The organism is Achromobacter sp. (assembly GCF_050285585.1).
In the GTDB taxonomy this organism is placed as follows: domain Bacteria; phylum Pseudomonadota; class Gammaproteobacteria; order Burkholderiales; family Burkholderiaceae_B; genus Achromobacter.
Genome location: NZ_JBLZXF010000015.1, coordinates 93,733 through 110,169, shown reverse-complemented (window position 1 = coordinate 110,169; position 16,437 = coordinate 93,733). Strand labels below are relative to the sequence as shown.

At 68.0% G+C, this 16,437-nt stretch carries 14 protein-coding genes; 3 read left to right on the top strand and 11 right to left on the bottom strand.

Annotation, left to right across the window (positions count from 1 at the left end):
• Positions 1-281 precede the first annotated feature (281 nt).
• Complete coding sequence (locus tag ACN6PJ_RS19680) at positions 282-878, top strand: hypothetical protein (protein ID WP_427997521.1); 597 nt, start codon at positions 282-284, stop codon at positions 876-878.
• 13 nt (positions 879-891) lie between these two features.
• Here ACN6PJ_RS19680 and ACN6PJ_RS19675 read toward each other — a convergent pair whose 3' ends face one another.
• From ACN6PJ_RS19675 to ACN6PJ_RS19640, 8 genes are all read right to left on the bottom strand, one after another.
• Positions 892-3,111 carry a TonB-dependent receptor gene (locus ACN6PJ_RS19675; RefSeq protein WP_427997520.1) on the bottom strand — a complete coding sequence of 740 codons (2,220 nt, stop codon included), beginning with the start codon at positions 3,109-3,111 and terminating at the stop codon, positions 892-894.
• Between the two features lie 165 nt (positions 3,112-3,276).
• The gene (locus ACN6PJ_RS19670; RefSeq protein ID WP_427997519.1) at positions 3,277-4,791 is read right to left on the bottom strand and encodes a M81 family metallopeptidase; all 1,515 of its coding nucleotides are present in this window, start codon (positions 4,789-4,791) and stop codon (positions 3,277-3,279) included.
• Positions 4,788-6,071, bottom strand: coding sequence for a Zn-dependent hydrolase (locus ACN6PJ_RS19665; protein WP_427997518.1), 1,284 nt, complete (start codon positions 6,069-6,071; stop codon positions 4,788-4,790). The genes ACN6PJ_RS19670 and ACN6PJ_RS19665 overlap by 4 nt, the downstream gene beginning before the upstream one ends.
• 17 nt (positions 6,072-6,088) lie before the next feature.
• Entirely contained in the window at positions 6,089-6,787 is a 699-nt protein-coding gene (locus ACN6PJ_RS19660; RefSeq protein ID WP_427997517.1) for an ABC transporter ATP-binding protein, read from the bottom strand.
• Complete coding sequence (locus ACN6PJ_RS19655; RefSeq protein ID WP_427997516.1) at positions 6,784-7,563, bottom strand: ABC transporter ATP-binding protein; 780 nt, start codon at positions 7,561-7,563, stop codon at positions 6,784-6,786. Before ACN6PJ_RS19655 ends, ACN6PJ_RS19660 begins: the two co-directional genes overlap by 4 nt.
• Positions 7,560-8,549 carry a branched-chain amino acid ABC transporter permease gene (locus ACN6PJ_RS19650; protein WP_427997515.1) on the bottom strand — a complete coding sequence of 330 codons (990 nt, stop codon included), beginning with the start codon at positions 8,547-8,549 and terminating at the stop codon, positions 7,560-7,562. Before ACN6PJ_RS19650 ends, ACN6PJ_RS19655 begins: the two co-directional genes overlap by 4 nt.
• Complete coding sequence (locus ACN6PJ_RS19645) at positions 8,549-9,406, bottom strand: branched-chain amino acid ABC transporter permease (protein ID WP_427997514.1); 858 nt, start codon at positions 9,404-9,406, stop codon at positions 8,549-8,551. Before ACN6PJ_RS19645 ends, ACN6PJ_RS19650 begins: the two co-directional genes overlap by 1 nt.
• A 91-nt stretch (positions 9,407-9,497) precedes the next feature.
• The gene (locus ACN6PJ_RS19640) at positions 9,498-10,697 is read right to left on the bottom strand and encodes an ABC transporter substrate-binding protein (RefSeq protein WP_427997513.1); all 1,200 of its coding nucleotides are present in this window, start codon (positions 10,695-10,697) and stop codon (positions 9,498-9,500) included.
• A 318-nt stretch (positions 10,698-11,015) separates the two neighbouring features.
• Between ACN6PJ_RS19640 and ACN6PJ_RS19635 the strand changes: the two genes are divergently transcribed.
• Positions 11,016-11,852: a FadR/GntR family transcriptional regulator gene (locus tag ACN6PJ_RS19635; RefSeq protein ID WP_427997512.1), complete on the top strand. Its 837-nt coding sequence runs from the start codon at positions 11,016-11,018 to the stop codon at positions 11,850-11,852.
• Between the two features lie 46 nt (positions 11,853-11,898).
• Here ACN6PJ_RS19635 and ACN6PJ_RS19630 read toward each other — a convergent pair whose 3' ends face one another.
• Genes ACN6PJ_RS19630 through ACN6PJ_RS19620 form a run of 3 tightly spaced genes read right to left on the bottom strand, consistent with a single transcriptional unit; the run spans position 11,899 to position 15,319 of the window.
• Positions 11,899-12,885 carry a Bug family tripartite tricarboxylate transporter substrate binding protein gene (locus ACN6PJ_RS19630; protein WP_427997511.1) on the bottom strand — a complete coding sequence of 329 codons (987 nt, stop codon included), beginning with the start codon at positions 12,883-12,885 and terminating at the stop codon, positions 11,899-11,901.
• Between the two features lie 47 nt (positions 12,886-12,932).
• A complete protein-coding gene (locus tag ACN6PJ_RS19625) occupies positions 12,933-14,435 on the bottom strand; it encodes an AMP-binding protein (RefSeq protein ID WP_427997510.1) in 1,503 nt (500 codons plus the stop codon).
• On the bottom strand, positions 14,432-15,319 hold the full coding sequence (locus ACN6PJ_RS19620; protein ID WP_427997523.1) for an SDR family oxidoreductase: 888 nt from the start codon (positions 15,317-15,319) through the stop codon (positions 14,432-14,434). Before ACN6PJ_RS19620 ends, ACN6PJ_RS19625 begins: the two co-directional genes overlap by 4 nt.
• Before the next feature lie 148 nt (positions 15,320-15,467).
• Between ACN6PJ_RS19620 and ACN6PJ_RS19615 the strand changes: the two genes are divergently transcribed.
• Complete coding sequence (locus tag ACN6PJ_RS19615; protein WP_427997509.1) at positions 15,468-16,397, top strand: LysR family transcriptional regulator; 930 nt, start codon at positions 15,468-15,470, stop codon at positions 16,395-16,397.
• Positions 16,398-16,437 lie beyond the last annotated feature (40 nt).

Here is a 16,437-nt window from a genome sequence, read left to right as displayed (position 1 = left end):
AGAGCGGCGACCAGATCTACCAGTACCTGAACTTCGACAAGATCGCCGACTACAAGGACGTGGCCGACGTCATCGAACTCTAAGCGGCTAGCGGGCCACGCCCGCGCCCGCCAGGCCCAGGCCTGCAGAACGGCCCCGGAGCGATCCGGGGCCTTTTTTTTTTCGGCGCGCGCCCGCCGCGCTGCGGCCGGCGATACGTTTCAATACAATCGCGGTAACCATTGACACACATCCGCCCAAGCCGGGCAGCCCGGCGGCGCGACCAGGAGGAAGACCCGCCAATGACCCGGCTTTTGCTGCCCCCGCTGCTGCTGGCGCTCGCCGGCTGCGCCACCGCGCCGCCGTCCAATCCCGAGAACATTTGCGCCATCTTCCGCGAGAAGCCGGACTGGCACGACGCCGCGCTGAAGGTGCAGAAGAAATGGGGCGCGCCGGTGCCCGTGCCGATGGCCATGATGTACCAGGAATCCTCGTTCAAGCAGGACGCGGTGCCGCCCCGCTACTACTTCCTGGGCATCATCCCCTGGGGCCGGGTGAGCTCGGCCTACGGCTATGCGCAGGCCAAGGACGAAACCTGGGCCGACTACAAAAACGAAGCCGGCGGCTGGGGAGCCAGCCGCGACGACTTCGCCGACGCGCTGGATTTCATGGGCTGGTACATGAACAAATCCCAGCGCCTGAACGGCATCTCGAAATGGGACGCCTACGGCCAGTACCTGAACTACCACGAGGGCTGGACGGGCTACCGCAACCGCAGCTACGACCGCAAGGCCTGGCTCAAGACCGTATCGCGGAAGGTGCAGGCGCGCGCCGAGAAGTTCAGCGCGCAATACAAGAGCTGCGAGGCCAGCCTGACGCGGGGCGGCTGGTTCTGGTGACGGCCGCGACGGCTTAGAAGTCCATGCTCGCGCTCAGCGAGAACGTGCGCGGGCCGCCCAGCACCAGGTAGCCGTTACCGGGATACCCACCCACCGAGGACCAGTAGTTGCGGTTGGCGATGTTGTCCACGCGCGCCCGCAGGGTCAGGACATGGCCGTCCACGTCCATCATGTAGCGCAGGCCGGCGTCGAAGCGGGTCCAGCCGGGCACCTTGAGCGTGTTGGCGTCGTCCGCGTAGGAAGAACCGGTGTAGACCACGCGGCCGTCCACGGCCAGGCCGGGAACGCCGGGGATATCCCATTCCACGCCGAGGTTGGCCTGGAAACGCGGCACGCCGATCACGCGGTTGCCGTTGATGGCGGGGTCGCCGGTGGAGCGCTGCTCGGCGTCCAGCCAGGTGAGCCCGCCCAGCAGCCGCACGTGCTTCACGGGCTCGCCGTACAGCGTGAACTCGGCGCCCTGGTGGCGGTCCTTGCCGGAGGTGGTCAGCTCATTGCTGGCGTTGTACATGGCGCGCGGCTTGTCCGTGGAGAACAGCGCCAGGCCGGCGCCCAGGCCGTCGGACTCGTACTTGACGCCGACTTCCTTCTGCTTGGAGACAAAAGGCGGCAGGCTCTCGCCGACGTTGGGCACCGGCTTGCCGCCGGCCACCGCGGGCGCGGTGGGCCCCGCGACCAGCGCCTCGATGTAGTTCGCGTACAGCGAAACGCTGGGCGCCACCTTGACGACGATGCCGGCCGCGGGCGAATTGTGGCTGGCGTCGTAGGCGCCGTTTTCCTTGCCGGTGTTGTACGCGTAGTCCCGCTGCGACAGGCGCTGGTGGCGGATGCCCGCCGTCAGCAGCACCTTGTCATCCAGGAAGGACAGCGTGTCGCCGATGGCATAGCTGCTCAGGCGCGTGCGGCCCTGCAGCGCTGGGTTGTCCAGATCGTTGCCGCGCAGCGCGCTCGCGCTGAAGGCCGGCTTGTCGTAGGAAACCGGGTCGTAGATGTTGGTGGCGTACGTGTTCTTCCAGTCCATCACGTAGGCGTTCTTCTTCTTCAGGTCGAAGAACGACGCCGATACGACGAATTCGTGGCCCACCGGGCCGGTGCGCGCCTTGCCGCGCAGGCCCAGCTCGCCCGTGTTCACGCTGTCCTCGCGCGTATTGTCGAAACGATAGAAGGTGCCGTCGCCCGTGCTGCCATTGGTCAGCGTGACGTTGCCCAGCGAGTTGGCCTCGTCGCTGCGGCGCATGCCGAAGGCGGCATAGGCCGTCAGCTTGTCGTTGAAATCATGCTCGGCGCGCACGGTGCCGAACAGGTCGCGCTCGTTGGAGTAGGACCAGGGCTGCGCGTAGTTGGAACTGGCGTCCGGCGCGTCGGGAACGGTGGTCACGCCGGGGCCCAGCGTAACGTTGGGACGCGCGCGCTTGAGCTTGTTTTCCTGCCAGCCGATGTCGGCGGACAGCCGCGTGTCCGCCGAGCGCCAGTCCAGGCCCAGGGACACCAGGCTGGTGCGGGAGTGCTCGTCGTCGATGCCGGTGTCGCCGCTGCGCTGCGCCGCGTTGAAGCGGATGCCCGTGCTGCCGTCCGGGCCGAAGCGGCGGGCGATGTCGGTGGACAGCTGGAATTGGCCGCCGCTGGACACGCCGGTCGTGACACGGGTCAGCGGATCGTTCGGCGCGCGCTTGGGCACCAGGTTGATCACGCCGCCGATGCCGCCGCCGCCGGGCGCCGCGCCCGTCAGGAAGGTCGAGGCGCCGCGCAGCACTTCCACGCGCTCGAACAGCTCGGTAGCGATGTACTGGCGCGGCAGCAGGCTGTACAGGCCGTTGTAGGCCACGTCGTCCGATCCCAGGATGAAGCCGCGGATGAAATACGATTCCTGGAAATTGCCGAAGCCGCGCGCCACGCGCACGCCGGCGTCGTTCTGCAGCACGTCGCCCACGCTGCGCGCCTGGCGGTCCTGGATCAGCTCGTTGGTATAGCTGGTGATGCTGAACGGCGTATCCATGATGTCCTGCGTGCCCAGCAGCCCCACGCGGCCGCCGCGCGCGACCTGCCCGCCCGCAAAGGGTTGGGCCAGCCCGCCGGCGGACGCGTCCGCGCTGGCTTCGACGGTGATGGCGTCCATCGACACGACCGGCCCCTGGCCCGACGAGCCGGAGGCCGGCGGCGCGGAGGTCTGGGCGTGGACGGGAAGGCACCACGGGAGCGCGGCCACCATGCAGGCTAGGGTCTTGATTTTCATGTCGGGAGAATGAGAGCTTCAATAACTTCCGGTGCATGATACAAATAAACGCAATCATTCTCATTATTTGTTTTAGTTGCTAAACATGTGAATGTTGCCCTGCGGCAACGGCCCTAAAAAAACGCCCCCACCGGGGGCGTCTTCGTCTCGCGGGCTTCCTCGCCCCTAGTCCGCCAGCGGCGCGCGGCGGGCATCGTAGTCGCCTGGCGCCAGCGGTTCCAGCGGAAAATGCGGGCCGGCGCGCTTGCGGAAATCGAAGAGCGACCAGTCGGAACTGGTGACGCCGGGGCTGTCGCACTCCACCAGCGCCGAGGCAATCGGCACGAATACGGGCCGGCAGTACATGCGCGACTTGACCAGGATATAGCGGGCCCGCGCGGGCTCTACCCCCAGGCTGCGGAATACGCCCAGGTCCCAGGGCTCGTGGGTGCGCTCGGTGATGACCAGGCGCGCCGCGCCGATATCGAGCACGGCGCTGCGGCCCATGCAGGCCAGTTGGCCGGTATAGGTGGGCCCCGTGATGACGTATTCGCCATTGGAGAGCGCGCTTACGGTGCCGCGCAGCGTGACCGGCCGGGCAGGCCGGCCGATGCTGTCGATGGGCATCTTGTTGCCCACCGGCAGCTCCACTTCCGCGCCCACGCCGGCGCGCGTGAGCGCATCGACGGCCTCGGGATCGCAGTACAGCCCCGCCACGATACCGTCCAGCCCCGCGTCCACGGCGGCCATCAGCACGTCCATCGTGTCGCAGGTGCCGCCGCTCATGCAATTGTCGCCGTGATCCAGCAGCAGCACGGGCTTGTCGGCGCCCTCCGCCAATTGGCGCGCCCGCGCCAGGGACTGCGCCAGCGGTTCGCTCTCATACAGAAAGCCTTCGCGGCGCGCCCAGATGGCCTTGGCCATCTCGCTCGCGACCCGCTCGGCCGCTTCCTGGCTGCCGTCGGCCACCACGACCACGCTCAGGCAGGGATGGGGAATGTCGGCCAGCCCGAAGCCCGCCAGCACGGACACGCCCAACGCGCCGCCAGCCTCGGCCCGCCTAGCGGCCTCCACGGCTTCGCGCATCGCGCCTTCGCCCGTATTGCTGCGCAGCGTATGCGACACCAGCGGCAACCGGCGCCAGGCGATGAAAGGCGCGACCCGCCCGTCGATGCTATCGAAGAGCAGCCGGCCAGCATGTTCGCCGGTCTCGTACATATCGATGTGCGGGTAGGTCTTGAAACTGATGATGACGTCGGCATTGGCGATCATCTTGGGCGTGACGTTGCCGTGCAGATCCAGCGCCACCCCGATGGGAACGCCCGGCGCCGCGCGGCGGACCCGCTCCAGCAGGTCGCCCTCCCCATCGTCCGTGCTCTCCACCGCCATCGCGCCATGCAGGTCGAGCAGGATGGCGCCGCAGCCCGGCGCGGCCGCGACGATGCGTTCGCAGATGGCTTCGTAGGCGTCGGCGGCCACGCGGCCGCTGGGATAGGCGGTGGCCGACACGGGAGTGAGCAGTTCCGCGCCGCGCGCCTCGGCCAGGTCGATGAACGCCGACATCGCCGTGCGCTTGCCGTGGTTCTCGGCATAGGCGTCGGCATCGTAGGTGGGACCGTCCAGCCCGAACGAGGACAGCGGCGTGGGCACGGGCGAGAACGTGTTGGTCTCGTGGTTCATGCGGGCGATGAGCACTTTCATGCCGGGTCTCCTTCCGGGAACTGGATCCGGCCGCAGCAGCGCAGCATGGCGTGCAGCAGCACGTTGCAGCCGGCCTCCAGGTGCTCGGGCCGCGCGTCCTCGATCTCGTTATGGCTGATGCCGTCCTTGCACGGCACGAAGATCATGGCGGTGGGCGCCACCCGGGCCATATAGACCGCGTCGTGGCCCGCGCCGCTGATCACGTCCAGCGAGTCCAGCCCCAGCATGCGGGCGCCGTCGCGCACCGCCTGCACCAGCCGGGGCTCGAAAGGCTGCGGGGGGAAGTACACGACTTCCTTGCGCTCGATGTCGAAGCGGCCGGACTCGGCGAGCTCGCCGCACACCTTCTCCAGGGCGGCCGACATGCTGTCCAGCGTGGCGTCGTCGGCCGCGCGCAGGTCCACGGTCAGCGCCACCCGCCCCGGAATCACGTTGCGCGAATTCGGGAAGCCGTCGATGCAGCCCACCGTGGCGCGCCCGTGCGGCGCATGGTCCAGCGCGATGCGATTGACTTCCAGCACCAGCCGGGAGGCCGTCACCAGCGCGTCGCGGCGCAGCGCCATCGGGGTGGGTCCGGCATGCGCCTCCTGCCCGGTGACGGCGACGTCGTACCAGCGCTGGCCCAGCGCGCCCTGGACCGCGCCGATGGTGATGCCCCGGGCCTCCAGGATGGGCCCCTGCTCGATGTGCGCTTCGAAGTAGGCGGCGGCCGCGCGCGGCTTTACCGGCTCGGGGCCGGCATAGCCGATGGAGCGCAGCGCATCGTCCACGCTGACGCCGTCACGGTCCGTCGCGGCCAGGGCGTGCGCTAGCGTAAAGGCGCCCGCATATACCCCCGACCCCATCATCACCGGAACGAAGCGCGATCCTTCCTCGTTGGTCCACACCACCACCTCCAGCGGCGCCTCGGTGACGATGCCCCGCTGCGCCAGGGTGCGCAGGACCTCGATGCCCGCCAGCACGCCGTAGTTGCCGTCGAACTTGCCGCCGGTGGGCTGGGTGTCGATATGGCTGCCCGTCATGACGGCGGGCAGATCGTCCCGCAGGCCAGGCCTGCGCATGAAGATATTGCCGATGGCGTCCACGCGCACGCTGCAGCCCAGCTCCCGGGCCCAGGCGCAGACCAGATCGCGCCCCTGGCGGTCCAGGTCGGTCAGCGCCAGGCGGCACACGCCGCCCTTGTCGGTCCCGCCGATGCGGGCCAGTTCCATCAGCGACTCCCAGAGACGGTTTCCGTCGATACGGATGCCGCCGACGGCCTCCAATGCATTCATTTCCATGGTTTCCTTCCTTGGTCTCAGACGCCCACGCCCAGGTAGCGGTCCTTCACGTCCTCGTCCGCCATGAAGGCGGCGTTGCTTCCTTCGTAGACGATGGCGCCCTGCTCGATGATGAAGTGATGATCGGCCAGCTGGGTGCAGACCTCGAGGTTCTGCTCCACCAGCAGGATGGTGACGCCGGCGCGCTTGATGGACTGGATCTGCGCCACGATCTCCTCGACGATCACGGGCGCCAGCCCTTCCACCGGTTCGTCCAGCATCAGCACGCGCGGATGATTCATTAGCGCCCGGCCGATGGCCAGCATCTGCTGCTCGCCGCCCGAGAGCTGGCCGCCGCCGTTGCGGCGCCTCTCTTTCAGCCGGGGAAAAATGCGGTAGATGTCTTCCAGTTGCCACGGCGAATCGCGGCGCATGCCCAGCTTCAGGTTTTCCTCGACCGTCAGCAGCTTGAAGATGCCGCGGTGCTCCGGCACCAGGCATACGCCCATGGCGGCGATCTTGTGGGCCGGCAGGCCGGCGATATCACGGTCGCCGAAGCGCACCGCGCCGGCCTTGGGCGCGATCACGCCGGCGATGGTCTTGAGCGTGGTCGACTTGCCCGCGCCGTTGCGGCCGAGCAGCGTGACCACCGTGCCCTGCTGCAGCGTCAGCGACACGCCCTGCAGGATATGGCTCTTGCCGTAATAGCTGTGTACGGCGTCGACGTGCAGGATCATGCGCGGCCTCCGGTGATCATGTTGCCCAGGTACGCGGCGCGCACCCGTTCGTCGCTGCGGATCGCGTCCGGCGGTCCCTCGACCAGCACCTTGCCCTGCTGCATCACCGTGATGGTGTCGGAGATGTCCATGACGATATTCATGTTGTGCTCGATGAGCACCACGGTGTGGTCTTCGCGCAGGCTGCGTATCAGGCCCTTCATTTCGTCCAGGTCGTCCACCCCCATGCCGGAGGTGGGTTCGTCCAGGAAGATCGCGCGAGGCCGGGCGGCCAGCGCCATGCCGACCTCCAGGCGCCGCTGCTGGCCATGCGATAGCGCGCCCGCGGCGACATGGGCCAGCCGCGGCAGGCCCAGGCGCTCCAGCGCCGCGTCGACGACCTCGCGCTGCGCCCGGGCGCCCGTCGGCGGATGCCAGCAATCGAAGGCGCCGGCGCGGTGCGCGCCCTGGGCCGCCAGCCGCAGGTTCTCGCGCACCGACAGGTTGGCGAACAGGCTGGTCACCTGGAACGAGCGGGCGATGCCGCGCTGCACGCGCTGGTAGTCGGCCTCCTGCGTGACGTCCTGGCCGTCGAACGTGATGCTGCCTTCGCTGGCGCGCAGCGTGCCCGTGAGGATATGGAACAGCGTGGTCTTGCCCGCGCCATTGGGGCCGATCACCGAATGCACGGTGCGTGGCCGCACCTGCAGGTCGACCCCGTGCAGGGCCACGAATTTGCCGAAGCGCTTGACGATGCCGCGCGCCTGCAGGAGCGGCGTGGACGTGGCCTGATTCATGCGCTCTTCTCCTTGGCCGCGGATTCCGCGTTGCCCGGCCGGCGCCTCGCCGCCAGCCAGATGCGTTCGCCCAGGCCCCACAGCCCCTTCTGCATGAACAGGCTGACGGCGATCAGCAGGAAGCCCAGCAGCATCAGCCAGCGCGGCCAGAGCGTGGAAAGCCAATCGGCGAACAACACATAGAACGCGGCGCCCAGCACCGAGGCGAACAGATTGCCCGTGCCGCCGATGACCGTCATCACCAGGATCATCTCGCTGCTGTGGTATTCGATGCTGGACAGCGGCGCGATGCCGGTCATCATGGCCAGGAAGGCTCCCGCCAGCGCCGTGACGGCCCCGGAAAGGGCGAACGCCGCCAGCTTGAACAGCCGCACGTTGTACCCCACCGCCGTGGCGCGCGCCTCGTTGTCGCGGATCGCGAGCAGCGTGCGGCCGAAGACGGAATTGGTCACCCGCAGCAGCAGCCAGAACACGCCGAGGAAGCAGGCGGCCACGAAGGCGTAGAACCGCCACGGAGAGTCCAGCGCCAGGAACTCGACCCCCGCCACCGAGAGCGGCGGCCGCGGCACGTCCAGCAGGCCGTTGTCGCCCCCGGTCAGGTCCGGCAGGCTGTAGGCCAGGAAGTAGAACATCTGCGCGAAGGCCAGCGTCAGCATCACGAAATAAGTGCCGCGCTGGCGGATCGCGAACCAGCCGACCAGCGTGGCCGCGAGCGCCCCGACCGCCATCGCGGCCAGCAGCGCCAGCGGCATCGGCAAGCCGGTGCGCGTCAGCAGGAGGCCGACGGCGTAGCTGCCCAGCCCGAAGAAGATGCCCTGGCCGAACGACAACAGACCGGTAAAACCCAGCAGCAGGTTGCAGCCCGCCACCGCCAGCGCGTAGATCAAGACTTCCGAGGCCAGCGATCCCGACTGCATGCACAGCGGCAGCAGCAGCACCACGGCCAGCGCCAGCAGCAATTGCGCGTGCGATTTCAAGCGCGTCATCATCCTCTCCCCATCAGGCCGTGGGGACGCAGCAGCAGCACCGCGGCCATCGCCACATAGATCATCAGCCGCGCGCCTTCCGGCCACAGCGTGCTCATCACGCTCTGCACCACGCCGATCAGCAGGCCGCCGACCAACGCGCCGAAGAAGCTGCCCATGCCGCCCACCACCACGATGACGAACGCAATCCCCAGCGCCTCGACGCCCATGAAGGGTTCCACGCCGCGGATCGGCGCGGCCAGGACGCCGGCCAGCGCCGCGGTGGCCGCCCCCAGCGCGAACACCAGGCTGAACATGCGGAACACGTTGATGCCCAGCATGGACACCATCTCGGTGGACTCGCTGCCGGCGCGCACGGCGCTGCCCAGCCGCGTGCCTTCGAGCACGTACCAGAGCAGCAGCGAGAACACGGCGGTGAATGCGATCACGAAGAGCCGGTACTTGGGATAGATGAAACTGCCCCACATGACCACGCCCTGCAGCGAGGCGGGCGCGGCCACGTTGTCTCCGATAGGCCCCCACACCACAATGACCAGTTCCTGCAGCACCAGGGCCAGGCCCACGGTGATCAGGATGTGGAACTCATGCGCCTGCGCATAGACGTGGCGCAGCACGACCTTCTCGACCGCCCAGGCGCAGGCGCCCACCAGCAGCGGCACGACGGCCAGCGCCAGCCAGAAGTCCATGCCCCATTGAATGGCCTGGAAGCAGAAGTAGGCTCCCAGCAGATAGAACGCCCCATGGGCGAAGTTCACGAAACGCAACAGACCGAAGACGATGGACAGGCCGACTGCCAGCAGGAAGTACAGCATGCCTACCCCGATCCCATTGATGACCTGGAGCAGATAGACGTTCATGGGGATGCCCGGTGGAGGAAACGAAAGGCCGCGGGATGCGCGGCCCGCGCGGACGGCAGGCGCGTCCGCGCAGGCCGGCCTCGGGGGCTCGCTAGAGCTTGCAGCCGGTTTCCGCGGGCGGCAGGAAGGAGCGGCCGCTATGCACGATCTCGGCATAGTCGTCCTTGTCCTTCATGTCTTTCTTGGCCCGCCCCTTTAGCAGGTAGTAGTTCTTCAGGACCTGGTGGTCTTCCTTGCGGATTTCCTCCGGACCGGTGAGGCCCTGGTACGCCATGCCCTCCATCGCGGCCACCACCTTGGCGGGGTCGGCGCTGCCGGCCTTGACGATCGCGTCCAGCATGATGCGGGTGCAGATATAGGATCCCGCCAGGCTGTAGTTCGGATTGGCGCGGGTTTTCTCCATGGACAGCTTCACCAGCTCCTTGTTGAGCGGGGAGTCGATGCCGTGCCAGTACTGCGCGCCGAAATACACGCCCTCGCACAGGTCCGCGCCCAGGCTTTCGAACTGCTCCAGGCCGGACGCCCAGGCCACCAGGATGGTGCAGTTCTGCTTCATGCCGAAGCTGACGGCCTGGCGCAGCGTATCGGACGACTGCGAACCGAAGTTCAGGATCAGCAACACGTCGGGCTTGGCGGCCATCGCATTGGTGAGGTAGCCGCTGAATTCCTTTTCGGTCAGCGAGTGGTAGCTGTTGCCGACGTGCTCGATGCCCTTTTCCTTGAAGATCGCCTTGGCCGCATTGAGCAGGCCGTCGCCGAACACGTATTGCGGCGTGATGGTGTACCAGCGCTTGGCGTTGGGCAGTTTTTCGAGCAAGGGGCGCACCGTCTGCTCGATGGCGCCGAAGGTGGGCACCGACCAGCGGAACGTGGCCTTGTTGCAGTCCTTGCCGGTGATTTCATCGGCGCCCGCGGTGGTGATGAATACGCCGCCCGCGCGTTCGACTTCCTTGCCCATGGCCAGCGCTTCCGACGACAGAATGCCGCCGGCGAAGAACTTGACGCCCTTCTGCTGCGAGACTTCCTGCACCTTGCGCACGGCCGTGGCGGGCTTGCCCTCGGTGTCCAGCACGGTATAGGCCAGCGGACGGTCCAGCGCGCGGCCATATTGCTCGAGCGCCAGTTTCATGCCCAGGTCGGCGAATTTGCCGTTGGCGGCAAAGGCGCCCGACATGGGCACCGGACACCCGAACTGGATGGCGTCTGCCTGGGCCAGCGCGGACCGGACGGCCCACAGGGATCCGGGTACCGCGCTCAGCGCGGCGAGTTTCAGCAGGTTGCGGCGATTCAAGATGGTTCTCCCTGGCTGCCGCTGGCGGCGCCGCGGCATATTGACGATGTCGAGCGCGCACCATGCGCGTCCCCATTCCGACTCTGTCTGCTCCAAGCTCCCGTGCCAGGCCTGCCGCCCGTGGGCGCGCTTGCAAGTCCTGGCGCTTCATGCCTATACCGTGACGACCATCCTATTTATCATGATAAATAGGATTATTATCATGATCAGTTTGGCGAGCCGGCTCTGTCAATAGCGGGCGCATCAGGTATAACCCGGGGTCCGCGGAGAACGGCCCGGGCATGTTCCGCGCACACCACGCAGCAACGGAGGAACGCAATGGCGTTCAACAGTCAGGACCTACAAGCCGCGGGCGCATCGAGTCCGCCCAAGCGCAGCGATCTGGTCGCCGAGGAGATCAAGCGGCTGATCACGGCCAAGAACCTGCTGCCCGGCGACAAGCTGCCGCGCGAAAGCGAACTGCAAAGCATGTTTTCGGTCAGCAAGAGCACCATGCGCGAAGCGCTCAAGTCGCTGGAGGTGCAGGGGCTGGTGAAGGTCAGCACCGGCCCGGGCGGCGGCGGCACGGTGGTCGAGGTGCCCCTGGACCGCACCTTCCAGCTGATGCAGAACTACCTCTTCTTCAAGGAAGTCCGGATCGAGGACATCTACCAGGTCCGCAAGCTCCTGGAACCCGAACTCGCCGCCAGCGCCGTGCCGTTCCTGACGGAAGCGCATTTCGCCGCGCTGGAGCAGAACATCGCCTGCTGCGATCCCTCTGCCGAACATGTCGAGGATCCCCTGGCCCAGCGCCAGGAAGAGATGAACTTCCACGACATTTTCGCGGCGGCCTGCCCCAACCCGTTCCTGCGGTTCAGCTGCGAGATGACCAACGAAATGATCCGGCAGCTGACCGTCTTCGACAACGAGATGCCGCTGGCCGAACAGCAGCGCTTCGGCAGCGCGAACACCGGCTTCCACCGCCAGATCCTGGCCGCGGCGCGGGAGCGCGACGTCGAAAAGGTGCGCGCGCTGATGAGCGAGCATATGCAGGACGCGATGCGCTCGGTAAAGCGCATGCACGGCAAGCTCGAAGGCAGGCTGATCCTGGATTCCGAGATCTCGCGGCGCAACGTCACGCGCAAGGCGCGCCGCGGCGGCGCCAGGAAGGCCTGACCGCGCGGGCCTCGGGGCGGCGCGCAGCGCCCCTGCCGCCCGCGCCTCAGTCCAGCTTGATGTGATTGGCCCCGATCACCGCGCCCCAGCGCTGGCGGTCGTCCTGCACATAGGCATCGATTTCCTCCTGGCTGCGCGGCGCCTGGATCACCAGGCCCAGGGGTTCGAAGCGACCGCGGAACGCCGGGTCCTTCAGCACCTTGTCCAGCGCCGCCTGCAAGCGTTGCGCCTCGACCTGCGGCACGGCGCACGGCGCGGCCAGCCCGAACCAGGTGGCGGCGCGGAATCCCGGAAAGCCGCTTTCCGCCACGGTCGGCACGTCCGGCAGCACCGCCAGCCGCTCCCCGGTCGTGACGGCCAGCGCCTTGATCTTGCGTTCCCTCACCAGCGGCAGCGACGTGCTGACCACGTCCACCATGAGCTGCGTGTCGTTGCTCATCAGCGAGGTGAGCGCCGGCGCGCTGCCATTGTATGGAATATGCGCCACGTCCATGCCCGTGCGCGATTTCAGCAGTTCGGTGGCCAGCTGCAGCGGATTGCCGATGCCCACGGAGGCGTAGTTCAGCTTGCCGGGGCGCGCCTTGGCATAGGCAACGAACTCGGCCAGCGTGCCCGCCGGCACCTCGTTGTTCGCCACCACCACCAGCGGCAGCTCGGCGGCGATGCCGAGCACGCGGAAGTCGCGCGCGGCGTCATAGGCGATACGCTGATAAAGCATGGGATTGAGCACCATGCTGGCGTTGCTGGCGAGGAAAACCGTGTACCCGTCCGGCGCCGACCTGGCCACCTGGGTCGCCGCGACCATGGTGTTGGCGCCGGGCTTGTTTTCCACCACCACGGGCTGCCCCAGGTCGCGCGACATGCCTTCGGCCAGCACGCGCGACAACTGGTCCGCGGAACCGCCCGGCGTGTAGGGCACCACCAATTTGACCGGCCTGTCCGGAAAGGCCGCCAGCGCGGCGGACGGAGCCGCGAGCGCGACGATCGCTGCGGTCGCGATGCGACGCAGCCTGAAGTCCAGCCTGATTGCCATGTCTGTCTCCCTTGTGGGTGTCGTTATGGCGGCGATGCGCCGCCCTGCTATACCTGGCGCTGCCTGCCCGCCCAGAATTCGGCGCGCAGCCTGCGCTTGGCGATCTTGCCGTTGTCGTCGCGCGGCAGGTCGGCGCGCAATTGCAGTTCGCGCGGCACCTTGTAGCGCGCGATCCGTTGCGCCAGCCATTGCGTCATCGCCTCGGGCTCGGGCAAGGCGCCCGCCGCGGGCTGCACCAGCGCCATCAGCCGCTCGCCGTATTCGTCGTCGGGCACGCCGAACACCGCGCAATCCGCCACGCCCGGATACTGCATCAGCTGATGCTCGACCTCGGCGGGATAGATGTTCACGCCGCCCGAGATCACCAGGTCCGATTCGCGGTCGCACACGTACAGATAGCCGTCCGCGTCCAGATAGCCCAGATCGCCCAGGCCGATGAGCCCGTCCTTCTCCACGTCGGCGCGGGCCTGCGGGTTGTTGCGATAGGTGAAGTCCGCGTAGGCCGGCTGGCGCACGTGGATCCGCCCCACCTCGCCCGCCGCGCACGGAGACCCGTCTTCGGCATAGATCCTGACCTGCGCGTCGCCGATGGGCCGGCCGGCGCTGCCGGGCCGGGCGAGCGCCTCGTGCGAATCGATGACCGTGACCATCCCCGCCTCGCTCGAGGCATAGGTTTCATGGATCACGGGGCCCAGCCATTCGATCATGGCGCGCTTGATCTCCGGCGCGCAGGGCGCGCCGGTCGACGCCACGAAGCGCAGCGACGACAGGTCGTGCGCGGCGCGCGTGGCGGCGTCCAGCTTCAGCAGGCGCACGTACATGATAGGCACCAGGTACACCGTATCGATCCGATGCGCCTCGATCAGGCGCAGGACCTCCACGGGGTCGAACCTGTCGGTCAGCACAAAGGTCTCGCAGACCCGCAGGGCTACCTGCGCGAATACGCTGGGCGCGCTGTGGTAGATCGGCGCGGGCAGCAAGGCGCGCGATCCCGGCCGCAGGCCGTAGGCCGCCTCGACCACCGCATCGACCTGTTCCAGATGGCGCGCCAGATGCGCCAGCGGAAACGGCGCGCGCACCACTCCCTTGGGCCGGCCTGTGGTGCCGGAGGTATAGGCCATGTGGCCGCGCGGCGCCACGCGGGGGCCGTCGTAGGGCCGCTGGCGGTCGCGCCAGGCGTCGTAGTCCGCATGCCCGGCGCGCTCTGCGCCGGCGCCGGCCAGCAGCACCGGCAGGCTCGCGGGCAGCGCATCGCGCAACGGCAGCCACAGGTCGGCGTGGGCGATCAGCAGCCGGGCGCCGCTGTCTTCGATGAGGAACGCCACTTCGGCGCCGGTGAAATGCCAGTTGATCGGGCAGTAATAACAGCCCAGCCGCTTGCAGGCCTGGATGATCTCCAGATAAGGCAGGCCGTTGCGCAGCAGCACGGCGATCACGTCGCCCTCCCGCACGCCCATCGCCGCCAGGCCGGCAGCGACCTGCTCGCCGCGCGCGGTCAGCGCCGCGCCCGACAAGCGCTCGCCGCCCGCGTGGATCGTGCTGCCCGTCATGCCGCCCCCGTGCTGCGCTGCGCCTTGTCCTGCGCGGTGCGCGCTTCGATGGCCTGGCGCGCGGCGGCCCAGTCCTCGTCGCTCCATTCGGCGTACTGCTTGAAGTAGGCGCCGTTGGCCAGATAGTCGCCGCCGTCCAGCGCGATCGTCTGGCCATTGATCCAGTCGTAGCCCGGACTCAGCAGGAAGGCCGCCAGCTCGCCGATATCGTGCCCGGTGCCCAGCCGCCGCATCGGATTCTGCAGCGTCTGGGCGTCGGCGCCCGTGTCCTTCGGCCGCAGCCGCGCGCTGGCTCCTTCGGTCGGGATCACGCCCGGCGCGATGGCATTCAGGCGGATGCCGTGGCGGCCCCATTCGATGGCCAGCGACTTGGTCATGGCGTCTATGCCGGCCTTGGACATGGCCGAGGGCACCACGAAGGGCGAACCGGTCCACACCCAGGTCACCACGATGGACAGTATCGCCCCGCCCGTGCGCTGCGCGATCCAGCGCTTGCCCACGGCCTGGGTCGTGTAGAAGGTGCCGCGGAACACCGTGTCGGCGATGGCGTTGAAGCCGCGCGGCGAAAGCTTCTCGGTGGGGCTGATGAAATTCCCCGCGGCGTTGTTGATCAGGCCGGTCAGCGGGCCATGCCCGGTCCAGATGGCGTCGATGGCGGCGTCCACGGCCTGGGCATCGCGGATATCCACCGCCTGGACGTGGACCTCCGCGCCGTAGCGCTCGCGCAGCCTGGCGGCGGCCTCCTCCAGCACGGCGACGCGGCGTCCCCACAGGTGCAGCGAGGCGCCCAGCGCGGCCAGCCGTTCGGCCATCGCGTAGCCCAGCCCGGTGCCCCCGCCCGTGACGAGGATGCGCTGGCCAAGGAACAGATCGGCTCGGAACATGGTGTGCGGGGCGGTCCCGCCTGATTGGTTTTGGGGCATGGCGTGGTCTCCTGTTTGATGGAGGCCAGAATATCAACCAGCGCATTGCCGCGACAATCCCGCAGTTTGCGTAAACTATGTTTCCTCACAGTCAACAATAGGACCGCGCATGCCCGCCCTGCCCGCGCTGGACCTCAACCTGATACAGCTGTTCGTCACCATCGTCGACGCAGGCACCTTAAGCGAAGCGGCGGTGCGCCACGGCGTGACCCGTTCGCACGTGAGCCGCAACCTGCAAAAGCTGGAACGCGCCTTCGGCGCCCAGCTCATCCGCCGCAGCACCCGGCGGCTGGAGCTGACGCAGCAAGGCTCGGTGCTGTACGAACACGGCGCGCGCATGGCGCGCGAGGTCGAATCCGCCCGCCACGCGCTGCAGAAACTCGGCTCCGAGCCCGCCGGCCATGTCCGGCTGAGCATTCCCACCGGGCTGGGGGAACTGGACCAATTGCGCCCGCTGCTGGTGAGCTTCGCCCTGCGCCATCCCGCGCTGACGCTGCGCGTGCTGTTCTCGAACCGGGTGAGCGATCTGATTTCGTCGGAAATAGACGTGGCGCTGCGGGTGATGACGACGCCGCCGCAGGATTACGTGGCGCGCGCGCTTGGCGAGGTCAGGTGGGTGCTGTGCGCGGCGCCCTCCTACCTGCAGCAGTTTGGCCCGCCCGCCCATCCGCGCGACCTCGGCCGCCTGCACTTCCTGGGCCCGCCCGATCCCAGGCCCCAGGTCACGCTGCGCCTGCGCCGCAAGGATCAGCTGCACGAGGCCAAGCTCGCCCCCCGCCTGCAGTCCGAATACTTCCCGTTCCTGGCCCAGGCGGCCCGCGCCGGCGCGGGCGTGGCGCTGCTGCCGGCCTACGTGGTGCATGAAGACCTTGCGGCCGGACGGCTGACGCCGGTCCTGCCGGCCTACCAGGCCATGGGCCCGGGCGACAAGCTGTTCATCCTGACCACGCCCAACCCCTACCCCTCGACCGCGCAACGCGCGGTGGTCGATTTCCTGCGCACCGAGCTGACCGTGCTGCTGCGGAATTTTCTTGCGTAGGACGGTGAAGCGCGAAAGCGCCGGGACGACAATCCCGCTG